Origin of the sequence: Muricoccus nepalensis, from assembly GCF_006438825.1 — a bacterium.
Classification (GTDB): Bacteria; Pseudomonadota; Alphaproteobacteria; order Acetobacterales; family Acetobacteraceae; genus Roseomonas; species Roseomonas nepalensis.
Genome location: NZ_RCZP01000040.1, coordinates 1 through 21,562 on the forward strand (window position 1 = coordinate 1; position 21,562 = coordinate 21,562).

Annotated in this window: 18 protein-coding genes, 1 tRNA gene and 3 pseudogenes; 13 read left to right on the forward strand and 9 right to left on the reverse strand. The window is 65.1% G+C overall.

All coding sequences use genetic code 11. The features are described from left to right. The 8 genes from EAH89_RS24770 to EAH89_RS24805 all read right to left on the reverse strand — a co-directional run. A partial coding sequence (locus tag EAH89_RS24770; RefSeq protein ID WP_140886391.1) for a GDP-mannose 4,6-dehydratase occupies positions 1-682 on the reverse strand: 682 nt, incomplete at its 3' end. A 141-nt stretch (positions 683-823) separates the two neighbouring features. Beyond that, entirely contained in the window at positions 824-1,969 is a 1,146-nt protein-coding gene (locus EAH89_RS24775) for an alginate O-acetyltransferase AlgX-related protein (RefSeq protein WP_161993741.1), read from the reverse strand. A 62-nt stretch (positions 1,970-2,031) separates the two neighbouring features. Then, on the reverse strand, positions 2,032-3,441 hold the full coding sequence (locus EAH89_RS24780; protein ID WP_140886393.1) for an MBOAT family O-acyltransferase: 1,410 nt from the start codon (positions 3,439-3,441) through the stop codon (positions 2,032-2,034). Positions 3,442-3,447: 6 nt separating this feature from the next. Next, positions 3,448-4,749, reverse strand: coding sequence for a glycosyltransferase (locus tag EAH89_RS24785; RefSeq protein WP_140886394.1), 1,302 nt, complete (start codon positions 4,747-4,749; stop codon positions 3,448-3,450). 8 nt (positions 4,750-4,757) lie between these two features. Continuing rightward, the gene (locus tag EAH89_RS24790) at positions 4,758-5,801 is read right to left on the reverse strand and encodes a glycosyltransferase family 4 protein (protein ID WP_140886395.1); all 1,044 of its coding nucleotides are present in this window, start codon (positions 5,799-5,801) and stop codon (positions 4,758-4,760) included. Positions 5,802-5,834: 33 nt separating this feature from the next. Next, positions 5,835-6,878, reverse strand: coding sequence for a glycosyltransferase family 4 protein (locus EAH89_RS24795; protein ID WP_140886396.1), 1,044 nt, complete (start codon positions 6,876-6,878; stop codon positions 5,835-5,837). Position 6,879: 1 nt separating this feature from the next. Continuing rightward, on the reverse strand, positions 6,880-8,553 hold the full coding sequence (locus tag EAH89_RS24800; protein ID WP_140886397.1) for a class I SAM-dependent methyltransferase: 1,674 nt from the start codon (positions 8,551-8,553) through the stop codon (positions 6,880-6,882). Further along, positions 8,553-9,935, reverse strand: a complete 1,383-nt coding sequence (locus tag EAH89_RS24805; protein ID WP_140886398.1) for a class I SAM-dependent methyltransferase — start codon at positions 9,933-9,935, stop codon at positions 8,553-8,555. Before EAH89_RS24805 ends, EAH89_RS24800 begins: the two co-directional genes overlap by 1 nt. A gap of 196 nt (positions 9,936-10,131) precedes the next feature. Here EAH89_RS24805 and EAH89_RS24810 point away from each other — a divergent pair, with 196 nt between their 5' ends. The 13 genes and pseudogenes from EAH89_RS24810 to EAH89_RS24865 all read left to right on the forward strand — a co-directional run bounded on the left by EAH89_RS24810 (position 10,132) and on the right by EAH89_RS24865 (position 20,335). Further along, the gene (locus tag EAH89_RS24810; protein WP_161993742.1) at positions 10,132-11,268 is read left to right on the forward strand and encodes a glycosyltransferase family 4 protein; all 1,137 of its coding nucleotides are present in this window, start codon (positions 10,132-10,134) and stop codon (positions 11,266-11,268) included. A gap of 379 nt (positions 11,269-11,647) precedes the next feature. Continuing rightward, a pseudogene (locus tag EAH89_RS24815) lies at positions 11,648-12,450 on the forward strand (IS5 family transposase). Between the two features lie 476 nt (positions 12,451-12,926). Then, positions 12,927-14,198 (forward strand): DUF4214 domain-containing protein, encoded by a 1,272-nt coding sequence (locus EAH89_RS24820; protein ID WP_140886400.1) that lies wholly within the window; start codon positions 12,927-12,929, stop codon positions 14,196-14,198. Positions 14,199-14,458: 260 nt separating this feature from the next. Next, positions 14,459-14,830, forward strand: a complete 372-nt coding sequence (gene tnpA / locus EAH89_RS24825) for an IS66-like element accessory protein TnpA (RefSeq protein ID WP_140886401.1) — start codon at positions 14,459-14,461, stop codon at positions 14,828-14,830. A gap of 17 nt (positions 14,831-14,847) precedes the next feature. Next, positions 14,848-14,910 (forward strand): annotated as a pseudogene (locus EAH89_RS33205) (hypothetical protein); the annotation flags it as partial. Between the two features lie 49 nt (positions 14,911-14,959). Continuing rightward, positions 14,960-15,223, forward strand: a complete 264-nt coding sequence (gene tnpB, locus EAH89_RS24830) for an IS66 family insertion sequence element accessory protein TnpB (RefSeq protein ID WP_277753891.1) — start codon at positions 14,960-14,962, stop codon at positions 15,221-15,223. A 78-nt stretch (positions 15,224-15,301) separates the two neighbouring features. After that, positions 15,302-16,249: pseudogene (locus tag EAH89_RS24835) on the forward strand (IS5 family transposase). A 376-nt stretch (positions 16,250-16,625) separates the two neighbouring features. After that, positions 16,626-17,153, forward strand: a complete 528-nt coding sequence (locus EAH89_RS33555; RefSeq protein WP_140886429.1) for an acyltransferase — start codon at positions 16,626-16,628, stop codon at positions 17,151-17,153. Between the two features lie 205 nt (positions 17,154-17,358). After that, positions 17,359-18,069 carry a PEP-CTERM sorting domain-containing protein gene (locus tag EAH89_RS24845; protein ID WP_140886402.1) on the forward strand — a complete coding sequence of 237 codons (711 nt, stop codon included), beginning with the start codon at positions 17,359-17,361 and terminating at the stop codon, positions 18,067-18,069. Positions 18,070-18,169: 100 nt separating this feature from the next. Beyond that, positions 18,170-18,559, forward strand: a complete 390-nt coding sequence (locus tag EAH89_RS24850) for a MarR family transcriptional regulator (RefSeq protein ID WP_140886403.1) — start codon at positions 18,170-18,172, stop codon at positions 18,557-18,559. 248 nt (positions 18,560-18,807) lie between these two features. Continuing rightward, positions 18,808-18,881, forward strand: a tRNA-Gly gene (locus EAH89_RS24855). A gap of 181 nt (positions 18,882-19,062) precedes the next feature. Beyond that, positions 19,063-19,647 carry a PEP-CTERM sorting domain-containing protein gene (locus EAH89_RS33780; RefSeq protein ID WP_140886404.1) on the forward strand — a complete coding sequence of 195 codons (585 nt, stop codon included), beginning with the start codon at positions 19,063-19,065 and terminating at the stop codon, positions 19,645-19,647. A 343-nt stretch (positions 19,648-19,990) separates the two neighbouring features. Further along, complete coding sequence (locus EAH89_RS24865; protein ID WP_140886405.1) at positions 19,991-20,335, forward strand: MarR family transcriptional regulator; 345 nt, start codon at positions 19,991-19,993, stop codon at positions 20,333-20,335. 520 nt (positions 20,336-20,855) lie between these two features. Here the strand turns inward: EAH89_RS24865 and EAH89_RS24870 are convergent. Further along, positions 20,856-21,374 (reverse strand): hypothetical protein, encoded by a 519-nt coding sequence (locus EAH89_RS24870; protein ID WP_140886406.1) that lies wholly within the window; start codon positions 21,372-21,374, stop codon positions 20,856-20,858. Positions 21,375-21,562: the final 188 nt, after the last annotated feature.

Below are 21,562 nucleotides of genomic sequence, written 5' to 3' on the forward strand. Positions count from 1 at the left end.
CGTAGTCGCGCGCGTGGCCCCAGTCGCGCTTGGCGTCGAGGTTGCCCATGAGCAGCTCCGAGGCCAGGCCGAGCTTGATGCGGGCCGCCGCGTCCGTGACCTTGCGAGTGACGAACTCGATGCCGCGCAGCGGGCTCTCGTGGTTGAACAGGATGCCCGAGGAGGCGTGCAGCCCGAAGCTCTCGCGGTAGTTTACGGTCAGCCAGTGGCCGTAGAGCTTGGCGACCGCGTAGGGGGAGCGCGGGTAGAACGGCGTCTTCTCGCTCTGCACGGGCTCCTGGATCAGGCCGTACATCTCGGAGGAGGAGGCCTGGTAGAAGCGCGCCTTGGGCGCCATGAGGCGGACCGCCTCCAGCATGTTCCCCGCGCCCAGCGCCGTGACCTGGCCGGTCAGCAGGGGCTGGTTCCAGGAGGTCTTCACGAAGGACTGGGCGCCGAGGTTGTACACCTCGTCCGGCTTCACCTCCTGCAGGATGCGCAGGAGAGAGGACAGGTCGATGAGGTTGCCGTCCATCATCCGCACCTTGCCGGCGATGCCGAGCCAGCGGAGGCGCTCATCGATCACGTCGCCAGAGGAGGAACGGCGGAGAAGCCCGAAGACCTCGTAGCCCTTCTCGAGAAGAAGCTGCGACAGGTAGGCCCCGTCTTGTCCGGTCACACCGGTGATGAGCGCGCGCGGCATGTTATCCAGTTTCGCTGGTGATCAAGCCGGGTGTCTATAAGGACAAACGGTTGCGCTCAGAATAGAGTGCCTAGCGAAGGGCGCACAGATGGTGGATCCGACAAGCGGATAATATGCCGCGTTCGCCGGCCGCTGTCGACATTACGGGACGCCCATTTGCTCGCGCACGAGTTCGTAAAACGCGAGCCCGTGATCTGATCGCGGGGCGATCTGCTCGTTTTCTTCCAACACCACGACTTCGGCTGCGTCCAGCAGCATCCAGGAACGACGCTTAGGATCGACAGGGAAGCGGGTGTCACCGGGATAGAAGGCCATGGTGTTCTTGAAGTACTCATATAGATCTACCCTTGGCGGGCAGGGCAAGCGCTGCATCGCCTTGTTGACCTGATAGGCAAAGCTGCCGCCGACCTGGGCCATCAGCACAGGGTGGCAGGATGGCGCCAACGGGGTCGTGACCGTGATGTCCGGCGCCAGCACCGGCGGGCCGGGCCGGGGGATGTTCAGTGCATCCAGGAGGTCGGTGTCAACCTCGTTGGGTGGGGCCATGTGCCAAGTGAAGCTGAGGTCGTCCATGCGCCGCCAAGAGCTGGCTCGGTTGACCGCGTCGATCACCGCCTGTGCCGCCCTGGCAGCGGACACCGTGTTGAAGTGGATGCCCGTGCGTGGAAAGGGTGGGAACGGGTACTCGCGCTTAGCGGCGTGTGTCGTTTCGATGCTGTCGGCAACGTTCACGCCGGCTCGGTCAAGGATCGCGCGATACGCCGCGTGCAGGCCCTCTCGGTCAGCCTGCCCGGCCGGGCACGGCCACCCCGCCGGCAGGTTCTCCGGCTCGACCGCCGCCTTCGACGGCGTCAGCAGGTAGACGAACAGCTTGCCACGCACCGCGTACCAGCGCTGCACCTCGGCCAGTTTCGCTGCCCAGTCCTCGGCGACAGGGGTAAAAGCAACAAGGTCGCGCGAGCAGTACTCCTCGATGTACTCGGTTTCAAACAGTGTCCGATTGCGGCCGATAGTGATGTACCAGGCTGGCGACTGCCTCAGCACCGACCAGTAAAGCTGCGCCTTTGCGCGCACTGCGGGGCCTAGAAGCGGGAAGTGCTGGCCAAAGTAGGCCACGAAGCTGCGCGAAAACTGGCCCGACAGCACGTCGTCCAAGCTCAGCGACGGCTTCGGCGCCGGGACCTGCACGCCGCGCAAGGCGGTATCGCTGTAGACCGGCACCCCCGAGACGAGCCGGTGCAGCGCGTTGCCGTAGACAACGATGCTTGGCCCCGCAATCATCGCCATGCCCAATAGCACCGGCAGCCGCCAGAGCAGGCCACTCCGAATCAGATCCCACAGCCTGCGCATTAAAACCGAAAGTAGAGAAAGGGGCGGAACGGGTCCGTGACTGCCTTGATTAGCGCCACTGCGAACAAGACGGCTCCAAACGCCTCGACCATGAAGCGCCCCGACCGACGTGCCAGTACCTGAGACAGCACGGCGTCCAGATACGGCAAACGCGGAGCAAGGCTGATCGCGATTCCGGCTGCCAGCGCGAGCAGTGTCGTGTTCTCCCAATGCAAGACGACGCCGGGCTGACCGGGATGGGTCATGGCATGGAAGAAGGCGCCCAGCTGCGGCAGAGATGAGGCACGGAAGATCGTCCAGCCAACCATAACGATTACCAGTGTCAGCAGATTAGCTATAATTTGCGGCATCCGGTCTAGCAGCCGCAACAGCACCAATCGGTCCAGGACGAGGAGTAAACCATTATAGGCGCCCCAGAGCACGTAAGTCCACGCAGCGCCGTGCCACAGGCCGCTCGCGAGAAAGCAGATCCAAAGGTTGGTCATGCGCCGCCACGGCCCCACTCGGTTGCCGCCCAGCGGGATGTAGAGGTACTCCCGTATCCAACTCGTCAGCGAGATGTGCCAGCGCCGCCAAAACTCGGTGATGCTGCAGCTGATGTAGGGTCGGTTGAAGTTCTCGCTTAACTGATAGCCAAACATGCGGGCGAGGCCGATAGCCATGTCGGAATAGGCGCTGAAGTCAACGTAGATCTGCACGGTGAACAGCAACACGCCGGACCAGGCGCTCGCGAAGCTTAGCTGGTTTGACGGAATCGCGAAGGCGGCGTCTGCCATGGGAGCGACAGAGTCGGCGATCAGTACCTTTTTAATCACGCCTAGCATAAAGCGCGTGAAGCCGTCGAAGACCGAGGTCTCGGCCAGCGGGGCGGGGCTGTGAAACTGCGCGTCAATCTCGTGATACTTGATGATGGGGCCGGCAAGAAGCTTGGGGAAGAAGAAGACGTAGGTCAGATAGTCCCGGAAGGCGCGCGCCGGCGGGCTGAGCCCACGCCAGATGTCGACGAGATAGGTGACCTTCTCGAACACAATGAACGACACGCCAATCGGCAGCGCGACCTGCAGGGTGGCCCCTGTTACCGCCGGGACGCCAAACAGGCTCAGCACGGCGAACAGGCTGTCGGTCAGGAAGCCCACGTATTTGTAGAACACCAGGATCGCTAGGTTCGCGACCAGCCCGAGCGCTAGCGCCCAGCGCGCCCGCCGCGCTACCAGTGGACCAAGGGCGTAGTCCAGCGCCGACGAGGCGAGGACCACGGGCACGAACAGCGGCTCTCCCCAGGTGTAAAACAGCAGACTGGCCGTAAGCAGCACAAAAAGCCGCCGGTCCGCGCTGTGGCGCCGCCGCCATGTTAATGCGAAGGCGGCCGGAAAGAAGACGAAGAGGAACAGCGGCTCGTAGAACAGCATGGAGCGTCAGTCGCGCGTTAGCTCGGCAATGCGCCGGGCGACCTCTGCCCCCAGCGGCCGGGCAAGCTCGGGCGGCGCGACCTGAAGCAGAGCGGCCGCCGCGCGGCGCGCAAGCGCGTGACCCTGGTGCCGAGCGTGCTGCGCCACGTGCTGGGCGGCAATGCGCAGCAGTCCGTCCGCGTAGGCGTCCGGCGCGTGCAGGCGCTCGAGCACGCGGCGTCCAGCCAGCCCGGCGCGGGCATAGACGGCGGGGTCACGACGAAGCGCGCGCAGGTGCGCCTCGATTCCGCCGCGCTCGTCGCTGGGGTCGATGTGGAACACTGTCTCGGGCGGCAGCTGAGCATACCAGCCGACGTCGGTGACCAGAGACGGGCAGCCGGCCGCCCAGAGGCGGAGCTGCGCGGCCGATGCCTCTCCCATGGTCGGCCAGCGCAGGTTCAGCGCCAAGTCCGCGGTCGCCAGCGCTGCGTCCAATTCCGCATCGGGCACGAAGCCGTGTCGGGTTACGCGTTCACTTAGTCCAGCCCGAGAGATCAGCGCATCCGCCTCGTCCGCCTGCTCAACGATGCCATAAATATCGAGGCGGTATCGATCCCGATCCGGCATGGCTGCCAACGTTTCGAGCACCGGTAAGAGCCGCCGATTGTTGCCAATATAGCCGAACATCACCAATCGGCTCAGCTCGTCACCGTCGGCGAGCTTGCGCCGTGCCGGCAGCGGGCCAAAGTCGGACGACAGCGGCAGGCTGTACAGCGGCACGTGCGTCTGCCCCTTCAGCGCCGCAAGCTCTGCGGCGTTGTGGAGTACGCCCCCGGTCGCGCCCGCCAAAGCTGCGAGCGTCATCGGCGCCTGGGAAACCAGTTCCTCAAAGTCGAGCCGGCCGGCGAGAAACGCCTCGCCCTTTTCGCGCAGCACCGGGCCGTGGCTCGCCTCGAGTTGGGCGAGGTAGTACTCGCGGTCAGCCCCCGGACGCTCGCCGTAGTTGGCGAAGAAGTGCTGCAGCTTAATGTCATGTAGCACGACAATGCCAGGCATACGCCGCGCCGCCTGGTGGATGTCGAGATGGAAGCGCGCATTGTTGCCTAGGTTGTAGAACGTCGCTTCCGCTTGATTCAACGTCGCAACCGGCAGGTCGTCCGGCCGAAAGCGGCGCACCTCCACCTCCGGCGCGGCAAGCTCGACCGGGCCCTCCTGCGACGTCCAGGCCCGGACCCGCACCTTGCGGCCAAGCGCGCGCAACACGCCAGCGGTATGGTTAGCGATTTCGGTCTGGAGCGGCGGCAGCGGGGAGAATACGTCGATCAGCATGGGTCGTGTCATGCCGTCAGGGCCTCAACCACCTGGGGCCAACCGATGCCAAGCTGGTGGTAGCGCTCCCGCCCCTGCGCACCGAGCCGGCGGGCGAGCGCGGGGTCGGACCACAGCCGGTCGATCGCGGCGGCGAGCGCGACCGGATCGGGCTCGGCGACCAGCCCAGTTTCGCCATTGGTCACGAACTCGAGCACGCCGCCACTGTCGGTGCAGGTGACGACCGGCTTGCCCGATAACATCGCCTCGAGCGTGACGTAGCCGTAATCCTCGTCATAAGGAACGAACACCACGCCGCGGCAGGTCGCGTAAAGTCGCAGTTTCTCGTCGTCGCTCACGACACCGGCGAAGGTCACACGGCCGGCCGCCAGCGCCGCCGCCCGGGCTTTCAGGCCTAGCAGCAGGTCCTCGGCCTCTGGGCGGCCGACGATCACCACGCGCACATCGGAGCGGACATGAAACATCGCTTCGAGCAGCAAGGATTGTCGCTTCGTCGTGTTGATTCGGCTCGGCACCAGCAGGAAGCCCTCGTCCGTGCCACAGGTGTAGCGGCCCGCATCCGGGGGCGGGTGGTAGAGTGGCTCGCTCGCGATGCCGTTGTAGCGCTGTAGGCGCTCGGAGACGCGACGCGAATTGGCATATACCCGGATCGCGCGCGGGATGACCCGATCGTCGGCAGCGCGGACAGCCTGCATCGCCGCCTCGCCGCCGGGTTGGCTGTGCAGGTCACCCAGGTTGGTGCCCCATAGATCGTAGGCGGTGCGGTGCTGGTGCAGGATCCACAACACCTTGTTCGGATGCTCCATCAGGTAGGCCGGAAATTTGAGGCCGATCACCCGGTCGATCGACATGCCCGAGCTTTCCGTCACGTCCAGCAGCCGCGCCGCCAAGATCTGCGGGGCGATGCGGTCGGGTGGGAACCACTTGAATGGCATCGAAAGAATCTCGGCCTGATGCCCGGCGTCGCGCAGTGCGGCGCACAGATTGCGGGCGTGCAGCTCGGCCCCGCCCTCAACAAACGGAATTTGGTCTGTCAGGACCCCAATCCGCATCGTCCTACCCTGCCTTCCAGCGCGGCGCGGCGGTCATGCTAGCAGCCCCGACACCACATCCGCCCAGCTAAATCCAAGCGCCCTGTAGCGCGCGAGGCCGGCCTGTCCCATGTCTCGCGCCCGGCGCCGGTCTTGCCATAAGCGGTCCAGCCCGTCTGCGACGGCGCTGGCATCGGGCGCGCAGACAAAGCCGGTTGCGCTGTCCTCCACGAAGTCCAACGGGCCGCCGCTGTCGCTGCAGGTGAGCACCGGCTTGGCCGATAGCATTGCCTCGAGTGTAACGTAGCCGTAATCCTCGTCGATCGGCGTGACGATCACCCCCAGGCAGCGCGCATACAGGTCGAGCTTTTCCGCCTCCGTTACGGCTCCGCGCCAAGTCACGCGCTCGCCCAAGCTGGTCTCACTGCGGCGCGCTAGGTCCGCTGCGTATGCCGGGCTATCGGGCACGCCGGTGAACACCACCCGTGCCCCGCTGCGGCAACGCAGCAGTGCGTCCACTACCAATCCCTGCCGCTTCGTCGGGTTGATCCGTCCAGGGCACAGGAAGAAGTCCTCCGCCTCCGCTTGGCGGAACAACTCGGCTCCCGGTGGCGGGTGATAAAGCGGCATGCTGTCGATGCCATTGAAGCGTCGTAGCCGGTCGGTGACGTTGCGGGAGATGGTGTACACTGCCCGGCTCTCCGCCATCGCGGCGGCGTCCGCCAGGTGAATCATGTCGCGAACTGCCCGGCCGGCGGGGGCGTTGCTGAGGTCGCCGATTGGCGACCCCCACAAATCATAGGCGCCGCGGTACTGATGCAACAGCCACATGACCTTGCAGGGGTGACGCATCAAGTAAGCCGGGAACTTCAGGCCAATCAGTCGGTCAATACGGCCACCGCACCACTCGTCGACCTCTAGTAAGCGGGCGGCTAGCATCCCATCGCAGATGCGCTCGGCAGGATACCACTTGAAGGGCATCGTCACGAGCTCGGCTTCGTGCCCAGCCTCCTTCAGGGTAGCCAACAGGTTGTCGGCGAGCATCTCGGCCCCACCGCGCACAAAGGGCGTCTGAGCGTTAACGATGACAACGCGCACCTCAAGGCCTCCGGGCGATCAGCGCATAGTCCTGCGGTCCGTGGAAGATCGCGTCGAGCTCCCGCGCGAGCACTTCGTCGCGCGCCTCGAACCGGGCCTGCATGGGATGGAGGGGGCGGATGCTCACCTCCACGAAGCCGCGCGCCTCGGCAATCATGGCGACCATCTCGCCCGGCAGCGGGTTGCGGTGGGTTGGGTCGAGATAGAACCAGCGGCTGGCCACCAGCAAGTTTGCGGGGTTGGGCGTCTCAAACACGATGATACCGCCAGGCGCGAGGGCGTGCAGGCTGGCGTCGAGCAGGGCGACCATGACGGGGAAGGGCAGGTGCTCGATGATGTGGAACCCCGTCACCGCGCCGAGGCTCCCGGGCTCAAGTCCGGCCAAGTAGGCCACAGCGTCGCCCTTGGTGCAGTCAAGGCCGGCGGCGGTGCACAGCGCCACCATATGACCGTTCAGGTCGACACCGCGCGCATGCAGCCCCTCATCGCGCAGGAGCTCCAGCAGCTCGCCCCGGCCCGATCCCACGTCGACGATGGGGCGGGCGGCCGTACCGGCGCCTGCGGCACGCAGAGTGTCCAGGTAGACGCTCTGGCGCTGCTTGATGTCGGCCCGCGTGCCGCGGAACCGGTCCTCGAAAGCAACATAAAGCGGGTCGAGCAGATTTGCCTGCTCCACCGCCGCTGTGGTGTCCAGCGGCGTGCCCGGCGCCAGGCGGCGGGCCTCATGCAGGATCAGGGACAGGCGCGATTCCTGAGCGTGCACGCGGGTCTCAAGCGCCCCCGCCGCGTTCGCGGCGCGGATCGCCAGGTTCCGTCCGTCAGTTAGCGCCTCCTCCACCATACTGGCGAGAGCGGCGGCATCCTGCGGCCAGCCCATGCGCTCGCGCAGCGCCCCAAAGGTGCCGGCCGCCTCCCGGACCAGGGAGCTCGCATCCTCATCGGCAATCGCGCGCGCCTCAGCCCGGCCGAGCCGCTCCCGGAGCCCATCGAGTTGCGTGGCAAGTTCCAGGATCGGAGGCGACCACGGCTCGCCCTCAATCCGGCGGGACAGTGCCGCGACCTCCGCAGCAGCAGCCTGAAATTGCTCCACGCCTCGGCCAGCGGGGCGGGCTTGGTTGCCGACCGCTTGCAGCCGCAACTCGGCATCGGCCAGCCCAGCGCGCAGGGCACGCACATCGGCGGTAAGCCCAGTCAACTCTGTGCCCAGGCGGGCCACATCGCGGAGCAGTCCCGGCAACGCGGCTATCCCCGTCAGAACGCGCAGCAAGCGCCCCAGCAGCCGGACGCGATAGGCGCGGTGCAGCAGGAAACGCCCGCGAAGGCCCGGAACCGGGGTGGCGATCCGCCGGCCTTCCGCGCTGTAGCGAAGCTCGCCGAGGACCAACACCCGGCTCCGGCCCGCCGCGAGCTCTGCTGTGTAATGCTGCAGGCCCGGCGCGTCGGGAGGCCGCTGCAGCAACCCCTGGTAGGCGGCCTGCAGGAAGCTTAGGTCATCGAGGCGGCTCAGCGCCTCAATCCGCAGCGGCTGTCCGAGCTGGGCCGGCACCTCGGCCGGCGCGGCGCCCATGGCGGGGGGCGGGGCGGCCGAGCTCAGTGGTCCCCGTCCGTCGATAGCATTCTCGTAAGCGGCCTGGAGCTCCGCCGGCGACAGGGGGCGCGCCGCTTCAATCGGCATCAGCGTGCGCCGTCTGGCTGGGCGTGGACCAGTCGGGCTTTCAGCGAGTTCATGTCCACCTCTACCTCCGCCGCCTTCAGGTCCGCGCGCCGGAACATCAACTCGTACTCGCGAAGAGAAAAGCTTTGCTCGTTCACGCCGCGCTCCAGCTCGGTCAGGAAGGCCGGATGGACCGCACCAGGCCAGACGTGCCCGACCGGCTCGCAAAAAAGCCCGATGAAGCCGCCGGGGCGGAGCCGATGGCGCAGCCGCTCGAGCAGGGCATCGGGCTCTGGGAAGTGGTGAAGTGAGGCGAAAATCACGATGGCGTCGAAGTGGCCGGACGGAAATGGCAAGTCGAAGGCATCGGCGCAAACATGGTGAAGCCCGGCGCCGCGCTGCAAATCGCGCAGGCGCGCGATCTGTAAGCCGAGGAGGTCAACGTCTGCGTTCACTAAGTCGGTGCCGAAGCCCTCGCTCAGGCGTGCCAACATCGGGGCGGCGTTCCCCCCTACCTCGAGCACGCGCGGACGCGGCGAGGCATGGCGCCGCAACCAGTCTTGCAGCAGCGCGCACCCGAGGTCGTGATCGGCGTCGTAGCTGGCTGGGGGGTCGGGCCGGACGAGCCAGCCCTCAGGTACCGGGCCAGGCACGTCGCCGCTGACCTTCACGGCCAAGGTCAGCGCGCCTTCGTCGAGCCAGCGCACGTTCTCCTGCACCAGCGTCGCCGTCAGCAGGTACGCGCCGGTACGCTCCGGCGGAGCGATGTGGATCGCAATCGTCACCGCACAGCCCGGCGCGAGATCGATCGGCAGCGGTGTGCGCATGTCCGGCGCCGGAACGGACGCGCCATCGCGGTGTTGCCAGCGCAGCGCAACTTGGGCGCAGCCCTCACCAGATCGGTACAGCGGCACAGCACCGACGTTTTCAAGCCGGATGTTCGCTAGGATCGGCACGCTAGGCAGGAAGCGGCGCGGAAGATAATCCTTTGTCCATCGGTAGCGCGGGACTGCGACCATGTCGCGGACTGTGTTCGTATCACCCCTCGGCACCCTAGCGGCCTCTACCTCATGACCGGAGTTGCGCACGCGATGCAGGAATTGCTGGCTCTCCGCCTGCACCAGCAGGTTGCCGAAGCGGACTTTCATGCGCAGCATCGTTCGGATGCGTAACAGGGTCAGGGGGTCGTCCGGCAGATCGAATGCGCCGGCCACCTGGCGCGAGGCAAGGTCATCCTCGGCTCCGGCCTCGCTGTTGACTGCAACAGCGTTGAACATGACAGGCACTCCGCCCAGCACCGGATGGTCCTGCCCGCAGGTGCGGCAGGTCAACGTATCGCTGCCGTGGTTAAGGCGGTCGGACCGGCAGACGGTGCACAGGAGGCCGCTGATGGATATGCTCATGCGAGTGACAGGCTACCCAGCAGATGCCAATTGTGCATAGAGGGCGAACTCAGCCGAATCAAGCCGCCGCGCGCAACAGGCTTAACCTTGTCCAGTCGTGACTAGGCACTTATGAGGAGGGATGCAGCAAGCTTCTCCCTTCAGCGCTATTATTGGGGCGGACAGTCTGCGTAGTCAGCGCTCTGGTGTAGGGCGCATGACACTCGAAATCATCCGGGCCACCCGGTACCGACCCGAGCTCGCCAGGCTCGATCTGCTCCTGGCCGGTCGGCTGCGCGATACGGGTACCGTGCTCGCGCAGGTGGAGGCAGGATTAGATCCTGTCCGTGTGCCCTCGCCGCTGCTGCGCTTCAAGCGACTGGTCGCCGACGTACCCGGCGTCCAAGCGGCGCGGCGCCTGAAGCACCTGAGTGGCCAGCGCCAGCGCATGGCCGCGCTGCGAAGCCGTGGGGGTGGCCGGGTCGTGTATCACGAACCGAACATGATTCCCGAGCTGTTCTACAGCCCCTTTGAGGGCCCAACCGTTGTGACCATGAACGACCTGTCGTGGCACCACCATCCCGAGTACCACCCACCCGAACGTCTGCGTTGGATTGACCGCAACCTGCGCCGCATGCTCGACGGTTCGGCCCGCTTCGTCGCCATCTCCCATTTCACCGCCGGTGCACTTGTGCAGGAGTTCGGCATCTCACCCCTGCGGATTGACGTCGTGCCGCTCGCCGCGGGGAGGGAGTTTCGGCCGGTCAGCCGTGAGGACGCGGCGCTTGTACTGCAACGGCACGGTTTGGAGGACCGTCACTACTTTCTATCAGTTTCGACGCTGGAACCGCGCAAGAACTTTGATCGACTTGTCGCCGCGCACGACAGTCTGCCCATGGCTTTGCGGCAGCGATTTCCACTGGTTATCGTGGGCGGAAGCGGCTGGGGCAACGCCCTTGCCAATCCCTTAGCGCAGCGCGCCCGTGACACCGGGACCTTACGTCTGCTTGGGCACGTGCCCGACGCCGACCTCGTAATACTTTACGCTCGTGCAGCGGCGTTCGCTTACGTGAGTATCTATGAGGGCTTCGGGTTGCCGGTTGTTGAGGCGATGGCCACCGGCACCCCAGTGCTCGCGTCAAGCACGACAGCGACGGGCGAGACGGCCGGCGATGCGGCCGCGCTCGCCGACCCCCTGGATGTCCATGCCTTGACCGTTGCACTGCGGCGCTTGGCCGATGACAAAGACTACGCTGAAACGCTCCGCGCCCGCGGCCTGGCACGCGCGGCGGAGTTCAGCTGGGACCGGACTGCGTCCGGGCTGATCGCAAGCTGGTCGCGCGCCTTGGCCTAATTCTGCGGGCGCGCCGAGGGTACGCAACGTCGGGTTCACCGAACCACGACGACATGACCGTCCCAATCCGTTGAGCCCTCTGACTAACCGGAAGGTGCCACCCCTTAGGCCGAGCCGCCGTCGCTTGCGTGCCCGAAAGCTCGTAGAAGCCAGGGCGCTCGGCCACGCGCTTTCAGTTGATCAGGCTCACCTCAACAAGGCTCATTGGGCGACGACCCGGTCAACCCATCGCAGTGAAGCCCGCGATGTGGAGCCGTGTCCCGAACGTGCGTCCTTCCGGCGCCGCAATCGCGGGAGAGAGATGGCCAGGACGAACATAAAAGGTTCTCGTTTCCGGCTTAAAGCTCGGGACACAACCTGGGTTGAGGCGTTGAGGGGGATGGCACTCCTCGTTCCTGATGACCTCTGGTTGGCGGTGGAACCGCTGTTGCCGCGGGCGCGGCCGAAGCCCAAAGGAGGTCGGCCGCGCGCGCCCGACCGGGCGGCGCTGGCGGGCATCTTGTTCGTGCTGCGAATGGGCATCCAGTGGCACGAGGTGCCGACCGAGCTGGGCTGCTGCGGGAAGACCTGCTGACGTCGGCTGGGTGAGTGGCATGCCGCGGAGGTCTGGAGGGGGCTGCACCGGGTGCTGCTGGAGCGCCTTCAGGATGCAGGTGCCCTGGACTGGAGCCGGGCAGCGCTGGACAGCGCCAGCCTGCCCGCCAAAAAGGGGGCGAGGAGGTTGGGCCGAACCCGACGGATCGCGGCAAGCCCGGCACGAAGCGCCACCTTGTCACGGACGCTCAGGGCACGCCGCTCGGCCTGACGCTGAGCGGGGCCAACCGCCACGACAGCCGCATGCTGGCGCCCACGCTCGATGCCGTTCCGGGCGTGCGAGCCAGGCGCCGCAGGCGACCCCGCCGCAGGCCCACCAAACTTCACGCCGACAAGGCCTACGACCACCGCCGCTGTCGCCGTGAGTGCCGAGCCCGCGGCATCACGCCGCGCATCGCACGGCGCGGCATCGAGAGCAATGCCCGCCTTGGCCGTCACAGGTGGGTGGTCGAGCGCACCTTCGCCTGGCTGGCCCGGTTCCGGCGCCTGACGGTCCGCTACGAGCGCCGCGCCAACCTCCATCTCGCCCTCACAACCCTCGCCTACGCTGTCATCTGCCTGCGCCAGATCAGGAGGTTTTGTCCCTAGCTTTTAGACGCGAGCCTACTGCCGTGCCAAACTTAGCTTTGACGCGCTTTGGCTCAGCAGGTGAGGTGCAGCCGCTCCTTGCCGCGTCCGATGTCTCGCGGCCACTGCCCTCGGCAACGTCACCTAACGACGGCCAATCAGCGCTGTTCAACTCGCGGCCAGACGTTTGGGACCGAGCGACAGGAGGCCCTCGTCAGGAGGACGGCGTGAGGTCAGCTGACCTCGAGCGCAACCCGAACCTCACTTTCATTTCCCCCGAACACTGATTGGGGGCTGACACTGTGTTTCTGACGTGAAAGCGGAGGGAACCTTTGTCTCCGAAGTCGGTGCGCCAAGTCGAGCGTAGGCGTTTTGAGAGAGGCGCATTCACTACCAAGTGATTAGAGATCTGTTAGACGGGCCTCGCACAAAGGATATCATATCGTTATTATTGCGTTATCATTGGGTGCTCCCCTGAGCCAATTGGAGAAAGTGCAGTGTCTTTCAGCCCCCTTCCTACAAATAGCGACGATAATGTGATCGGCGATGGCGACAACGATGTTATTGACGGGCTGGCTGGTAACGATCGCCTTGCAGGCGGCGGCGGGAATGACTCACTTCACGGAGGCGATGGGAATGACACGCTTCTGGGAGGAAGCGGCAGCGACGTTCTCTATGGAGAAGGCGGAAATGACCGCCTGGAGGGCGGTGATGGTCCCTTAGACACCTTTTTTGGCGGCAGTGGTAACGACACCCTGATCGGCGGCAGCGGTGCAAACGCGCTCTTTGGCGAGGATGGCAATGACGTCTTCATCCGAGGCGGTGTCGTTAACCAGTTTAATGGCGGTCTCGGCTACGACATTGAGCTTGCCTCTGGTGTAGGCCGAAGAGGCGCGGATTTCAGCTATTCCGCATCGTCAGGGGTGACCACGCGTACGATCAACGGGACGACTGACGACTTCCGAGACGTCGAGGAAATTCAATATGCGGATGGTCGCGTGGTGTTCGACCTCAACGCCCCTGCGGCCCAGGTTGTCCGGCTCTACCAATCCGGTCTAGGCCGCGGACCTGATCAAGGCGGCCTGCATTTCTGGAACCAGGAGTTGGAGTCAGGGCAGTTCACTCTCACTGACCTCGCGAGCGGCTTCCTGTCTTCGCCCGAGTACGTGAGCCGCTTCGGCACGAACCTCAACAACCATGACTTTATGGTTCGCATTTATGAAAACATCCTCGGCCGCGAGCCTGAACAAGACGGACTAAGCTTCTGGGTGAACTCCTTAAACCAAGGAAGTTCGCGGCCTCTTGTGCTCTCCCTCGTTTCCGAGTCACCGGAGAACTATACTCACACTGCGCCGTTGATTGGGGCGGGCGTTTGGGATCTGTCCGAGTCCGCTGCACAGGTTGCACGCCTCTACGACACGGCCTTAGGTCGTTTGCCTGATGTGACTGGACTCCAGTTCTGGCGCAACGCAATTGACAGTGGACAAGCGCATCTCGCCGACCTCGCCGATACTTTTGTAAAATCGAACGAGTTCCAAGCCACCTATGGCGCGCTCTCCAATCGCTCTTTCGTGCAGCTCATCTACCAGAATACGCTCGACCGGCCCGGCGAGCAGGAAGGGGTCAATTTCTGGACCGCCATGCTGGATTCCGGGACTGCACGCCGCGATGTGGTTATCGGCTTCTCCGAAAGTCCCGAACATCAAGCACTCACCGCGCCCAATATTATGAGCGAGGACCCAAGCCACTTCGGCATCCTCTTCGCATGACACAGGTGAGTGTCGTGATGAGGTCTTAGCAAAACACTAAGGGGCGAGGGCTCTGGACCAGTAGGTCGTGGTCCAGGGGCGGCGAAGCCTTTTCAGGAACGCGGCACCCTCGCCGTTTCCTGGGATGGCTGGGGCGGCTCGACAATCTCCATCTGGTCACCTTGGTTTGTAACCATCCGGCGAGGGCCGCCTTTTGTGGGGGATGATGACCTCTGACCTTAGTGACGCTCGTAAGGGCGACGCTAAGGACGGGGGGCGGGATGGAGCTCATCACCGGAGTGGAGCGGCGTCGTCGCTGGCGTGCCGAGGACAAGCTGTGGGTGCTGGCCGAGGCGGCGCAGCCGGGAGCACGGACGCCGGAGGTGGCTCGGCGGCACGACATCAGCCGCGGGTTGCTGTGGTACTGGCGGCGTCAGCTGCGGCAGGGGCGCCTAGCGGTAGCTCCGGCGCCCGAACCGGTGTCTCTACCGGTACAGGTGAGCGACCCGATCCATCCTGGGCCTGTGGCACCCGCCGTGGCGGTCGCCGATCCGCGGATCGAGATCGCGCTGCCGGATGGCACGCTTGTTCGGGTGGGGGCTGACGTGGACGCGGCGGCGCTAAGGCGCGTGCTGTCGGTGTTGCGGCGGTGATCCCGGTTCCCGCTGGTGTGCGGGTCTGGCTGGCAGTGGGCCACACCGACATGCGCCGCGGCATGAACGGACTAGCGCTGCAGGTGCAGGAGGCGCTTCAGGCGCGACCCGCACGCGGGCGATCTCTACGTGTTCCACGGCAAGCGCGGCGACCTGCTCAAGATCCTCTGGCACGATGGGCTCGGCATGTCGCTCTATGCCAAGCGGCTGGAAAGGGGACGCTTCCTGTGGCCCGCGCCCGCGGCTGGTGCCTCTCCATTTCGTCGGCGCAGCTGGCCTACATGCTGGACGGGATCGACTAGAGGAACCCGCAGCACACCTACCGGCCACAGGTCGCGGGCTGATCCTGGCACGACCAGGGCGATTGTGCTGGCGGTAGGTTCCGCCCTTTGATGAAACCTGTGCGCGGATGTTTGTGAACCCGGCGCGACGTAGGCTGATTCACTGCCTGTCTAGACGAGGAAGGTCGACATGGCGCGGCAGCGGATCGGTCAGGAAGACCTCGTCGCACGGGCGGAGCCGCGAGCGGCCCTGCCGCTCTTGGACCTCGCCGCCTTGCTGGATTGGACTGAGATAGATCGTCACCTGGCCGGTATCTCGGCTGCGGCAAAGGGCGAACGTGGCTGGCCGCCACTGGCTCTCTTCCGTGGCTTGTTGCTGGCCACCTGGTATGACCTCTCGGACGTGAAGCTGGCCGAGGCGCTGGACGACCGGACCAGCTTCCGCCGGTTCTCTGGCTTCGCTGCCCACGAGCCGACGCCCGAGCGCACCACCTTCGTCCGGTTCCGGCGGGAGTTGGCGCGCCGCAGCCTCGGCCGCGGGCTGTTCGAGGCGGTGACCCGCCAACTCGAAGCTAGGGGCTTGATGGTGCGCACCGGCACGCTGGTGGATGCGACGCTGATCCCCTCGGCCAGCATCCAGAAGGACGATGGTTTGACGTGTACGTCAAACCGCTGGGCCGGGCACCGCCGCCGCAAGCCCGTGCACGGCTACAAGGCGCATGTGGCGACCGATGAAGGTGCGGGCCTGATCCGCGGCCTGGAGGTGACCACGGCCAACATCCATGGCGCCGCCGAGCTGGTAGCTGTGCTGCCGTTCGAAGCGGGAAACGTCTATGCCGATAGCGCTTTCAACGGCGACAAGCCTTGGAAAGCAATCCGTGCGCGTGGCGGCATGCCGCAGGTCGTGCAGACGGGTACCTGAGGCGGGGACGCGGCGCTCGCCCGGCTGAAGAAGCACAACGCCCGGGTCCGGCGCATACGCTGCCGGATTGAAAAGGTGTTCGGCACCTGCAAGCGCTCCTATGGCCTGCGGCGCATGCGGTGGCTCGGTCTGGCCAAAGCCGGACTGCAAGCCCGTCTCACCGCCACTGCCTACAATCTCCGGCGCACGATCACGCTGTTGCACGCCGCCGCTTAACACAGGAGAGATCTGTCTGGATCACGCCAGCAGGCCGTACCACGCTGCCATTCGGGCACACCTGCCACCTAGACAGCGCCCAGCACAAGAAATAGCAGCTAAACTCTCGCCTGTCCGCACATCCGCGCACAGGTCTCATAATAAGGCGGTCTGGCTGCCGGAAGCTGCTGCCTTGATCTGCCCCACCTCGCGCCAGGTCGGCACCAACCGCGAGGTACTTCGGCAACGACCCGAGGCGGGCGCCACGCCGACCTTCCGCCGGCCACTGCGCGGCAGCCTACTTGATCCTGACCGCGAGCACCTCTCCTGCCAACTTGACGGCGTCCCAGACACAGGTACTAGGCTCAAGGTCCAATGCCGTTTGGAAGAAAGAGGAATGGGTGATTCATCTCAAGATCTCGAGCGCTTGGCTGATCAACTCGCACCACACATTGTACAAAAGTTAGCCAATACTCCTTCCGTATGGGGCGATAAAACGCGCCTGTACATTGGAGTCAATGTCCATCTGGTGAACACCCTCTTCAATCTCAGTTCAGGCGACATCTACCTCGGCGACAATGTTTTCTTCGGTCATAACGTTTGCCTACTAACGGGAACCCATGACGTATCCTGCTTTGGTGTCGAGCGGCAGACGGCCTATCCCCGTACAGGTCGTGACATCGTCATAGGGCGCGGAGCTTGGGTCGCTAGCAATGCGACAGTTATCGGTCCATGCACAATCGGCGAAAATGCTGTGGTCGCGGCCGGCAGTCTCCTGCTGCGCGACGTGCCAGATGGCTGGATCGCCGCTGGCAGTCCAGCCGTTCTAATCAGGCCCGTTTCGCCCGAGTACGCTACGACCGAAAAGCCAAGTCTCCTTAGGCGGCTCTTAAGGTGGATTGGACGTCACCGGTTCCCTATGTGAATCGCGCGGGCCGTGCGCAGCGGGGTCTCGGCAATGCGCCATGCACGGTGTCGAAATAAATTACAGATTAAGGCGGTAACGTATCCAGTCGATCTTAACTTCTTGTAAACATATGCCTTTTTTTCTGGCACATTCATTGCCATTACGGTCTGCAAGGCGGCAACAATGCCCCTGTCACCCCACAGACCCGAAGGTCCCCTGCTCTATGCGCAAGCTCCTCCTCGCCACCGCCGCCGTGCTCGCCATCGGCGTCGCCTCCCAGGCCCAGGCCGCCCCCGAGCTCTCCGCTCGCGTCTTCCAGGACGGCATCGCGGGCAACGCCCTGACCCAGACCAGTGGCAATGGCTACCTCTATGTCTCGGGCTCGACGAGCAACTTCTCCATCGTGACCGCCAATGCCTACGGCGTGCCCGTCGTCCCCATGCCGGCTCTCGACGTGCAGACCGCCAGCATCAGCAGCATGGGCAACTTCACCGGCTCGCACACTATCACCTTCGAGATCACCCAGACCGGCCTGACCAGCTCCACCGCCGGCTCCCCGCTCGCCAGCCTCATCAACACCTTCACCACCAACAACCTCATCAACGGCGCCTTCATCTCCAGCGTGACGCTCAGCAACTACGTCGACGCCAACAACAACGCCTTCGCCACCTCCCAGCTCCTCGCCAGCCGCACCTACACCGACGGCGTCACCCACGCCTCCGGCCCGATCCTCGGCAACGCCACCCTGCCGAACAGCCTCTTCTCCGAGACGGTCGTGATCACCGCCACCTTCACCGGCGGCGGCGCCTCGCTCAACGCCAGTTCGCAGATCGTCGCCGTGCCCGAGCCCGCCTCCCTCGCCCTCTTCGGCGCCGGCCTCCTCGGCATGGGCCTCGCCTACCGCCGCCGCGAAAAGGCCGAACCGACCGCCTGATCCGAGCAGCGGGCGGCGCGAAGCCGCTTGAGAGCAGCACAACGGAGGCCGGGTGCGCAGGTGCCCGGCCTTCTTGCGCCCCCTAAAACAGGAGCATTCCATGAGCGTGCAAGGCACCCCGGACGAGCTCGTCGAGATCCTGCGGGAGACCGTGGTGTCCCTTGTCCGCCGCGACGGACCAGACCTCTCGGCGCGCCAGCTCGGTGTCTTCCTCACCGTCTATCTTGGCGAGGGGCCGCACACCGTCCGCGGCCTAGCCGAAGCCCTCAACATCGGCAAGCCCGCCATCACGCGCGCCCTGGACCGCCTCGAGGAGTTCAAGCTGGCTCGTCGCAAGATCAACCCTGCGGACAGGCGCTCGGTTCATGTCCAGCGCACCACTCGGGGCGCGGCCCTGCTGCGCGAGATCAGCGTCACCATGGCCGAAGCTGCCAATCCCCAGAGGACGGCAGGAACTCCGACGGGATCTCAGCAGGGCCTCAAGCCGTAGGACCTGCTGAACCCGAGGACGAGCAGCCGGCATGACGCCTCCTCAGGAAATAACCTACAACAGAGCTGCCGGTCGGTGGTGCTGGTCGAGCTGCGCCATGGTGGCTCTGGGCATCTCCCAGCTCCTCTGGTGGATCGTGGCCCGCGCGCTTGCCTGTGCGCTGGGCTAAACCGCGAAGCCGACAGAGCCGGAACAACGGTATGTTAACCGACGTCGCGCACAGTGGGTCGCGTTCGGTGACCGGCGCGGCGGGGATAGCTCAACGGTAGAGCTGCGGGTTTCCAACCTGCTGATGGGGGTTCAATTCCCTCTCCCCGCTCCAAGCCTTGGTCAGCGCTCCCCTTGCCGCGCTAGCGCAGCAGTCTGACATCATGTCGGCGGATCTTACACTCCATGTCACTACCGAACCGATGTTAACGAACCTCCGTTGATTTAATTGCGTGTCCGCATCTGGCACACATATCGCTATCGCAACATCACCACCGGAAAGGGAGGGTGGTGACATGAACCTCAAGCCTTATCTGATCGCCGGCCTTCTCGCCCTCGGCGCCGCAGCCCCCGCCAGTGCCGCCATCACCTATGCCGGGAACTTCGAGGGCAACGACTGCAGCGGCGGCGGCTTCGCCAACTGCTACGCCACCACCAAGGGTGTCACCAACAACGCCGAGGCCGGCGGCTCCCCCACCATTTACAAGCAGGACAGCGGCCGCAACGGCGACGAGGATTTCGGCCGGTTCAGCAGCATCACGGGCCGTGAGTTCAACATCAGCTACAGCGGCAGCAGCAACATCATCTCCTTCGTCTACACCCCCGGTGCCAACGATCCCGAGATCCACTACTTCACCGTCAAGCAGGCCAACGGCTACGCCCTCTTCTACGACCTCGCCAACGCCATCACCTCGGCCACCCTCGACCTCGACAACTACTTCCGTAATCGCGGCTACTCACACATCACCTTCTACGACACTGGCGCCAAGGCGCCCCCGCCGCCCGTGGCCGTCCCCGAGCCCGCCTCCCTCGCGCTGTTCGGCGCCGGCCTGCTCGGCCTCGGTATGGTCCGCCGCCGCAAGACCGCTTCGTCGATCTGAAAGAGGGAAGAGCCGTGCTCAAGACGGTGCGCCGGTGTGCTGCGCTTGTGATAGATGTGTTGTCGTTCGACGAAGTCACACACTCGGAGCAATCGCGCTCGTTCCAGAAACGCAGCTCGCAGCGTAAGCCTTCTTACCGCATGCGCCGGATGTTCTAACCTTTGCGTTGGCCGATGCGCAGACCCCATTTGCAGGTCTGACGCTGAGAGGGCGCTCACCTCCTAACCGACCGCACGACAAAGCTGGGTGCGCGAGCACCTGGCTCTTTGCTGGCTGCTTTCACACTGCTGGCAGTCCCCTCCCGCTAGGTCAGTCAAGTCAATCGCCATCGAGAAAGGCCACTATGCCACTGCAAGGCACCCCAGATGAGTTCGTGCTGCTTCTACATAAGACGATTATGGTCATCATCCGCCATAACGGCCCGAACCTCACTGCGCGACAGCTTGGTGTATTCCTCCGGGTCTACGTCTATGCAGAGCCGCAGACAGGAACTGATCTCGCCCTCGCCCTGAACGTCCACAAGGGCATCATCTCACGTGCTCTGGACCGCTTGGAGGAGGCGGAGCTCATCCGCCGCGAGCCAAACCCTGATAACTACCGGTCCGTGCTCGCCGGGCGCACGGTCAGGGGTACCGCCCTATTTCGCGAGATCCGCCAGATTATAAGCGAGGTTGCCGCCAACCTGTAGAAGGGCGACAGCATCCGTTAGCGTGCGCGCTCCTCTGCTACGTGCAAGCCGTTCAGAGGCCGTCGGCTAAGAAGCGCTGCTTGGCGGCGCAACGACTGACTCCGGCCGCCCCCATCAGTTGCGACGTCGCCTCAATGCCCCTTTTACCTTCTCGTGCTCTGATCCGGGCACGAGAGGGCCAAACAGCTTCCTGCGGAAGGATGTCTCCGAGCAATGGCCTGGGCGGGTGTGGCTGCGAGAGCTGCCGCGCCAGTCCCCCTCGGACTTCCTGGGGCGAGGTTGATCGTCGAGCTCTGGAAAGTAGGAAGGCCGGCAGGGTCCCCATCTGCCGGCCTTTCGGCGTCAGGTGTTCAGAGCCGGCTGACCGCGAAGTGCGGCTTGGCCGAAGATGGGGACAAGAACAGTCCCTCAACCACGGATCGTTAGCGCGGAATCAGCACCGTCATGCCCTCACTCGTAAACCGCAGGTGCTCGCGGTCGATCCCCACCAGCTCGGAGCGACGCAGCGCCCCGGCAAACCCTACCAGCAGCAGCGCCTTGTCGCGGACCCCGGCCACGTCGGTGCCGCAGCTCGCCAGCAGGCGCTTGACCTCGGCCGAGGTGAGGGCTGCCGCCGGGCGGGCTTGCCATGGGTGGTGAGGGTACCGCGCATGGTGGCGCTGATCGCCGGCTGGCGCGTCTCCCAGGGGTGACCGGCCTGGCGATGGTGGTGGGCGATCGCCGCCAGCCGCCGGCGCAGCCCGCTGCGCCCGAGCGTGGCCGCGAGGCTCGCCAGGTGGCCGCCGATCACCACGGGCGCGGCCGGCAGGGCCGCCACGTCGCCCGCTTCGCACCAGGAACAGAAGGCGCGCCAGTCGGAGACGTCGGCACGCCTTGTGTTCTCCGACAGCGCCCGTCCGACGTAGCCAGCCGCCTGCGCCACCGCCTCGCCCACCGGCCCCGCCAGCACCGCCAGCACCTCCGCCGGCAGCGCGCCTGCCGCCAGGCGCACCACCGACGCGGGGATGGCTGGCGGGCTCGACCCGGGACGCTCCGTCATGCCTTAACCCCCGGGCAGTCCAGCAAGCAAAGGCCTATATTGGCTGGCGATCTCGACGCTATCCGTACCAGAGTCCCCGCTCCCCTGCCCCGCTTCGGTCGGTTCGGCGCATGCCCCCAAGCCGCCGTTCCGCCCCTCCCGAGTGTGACCGGCCGCTCACCCCTGTGGCAACCGCCCCCTCCCCGCCC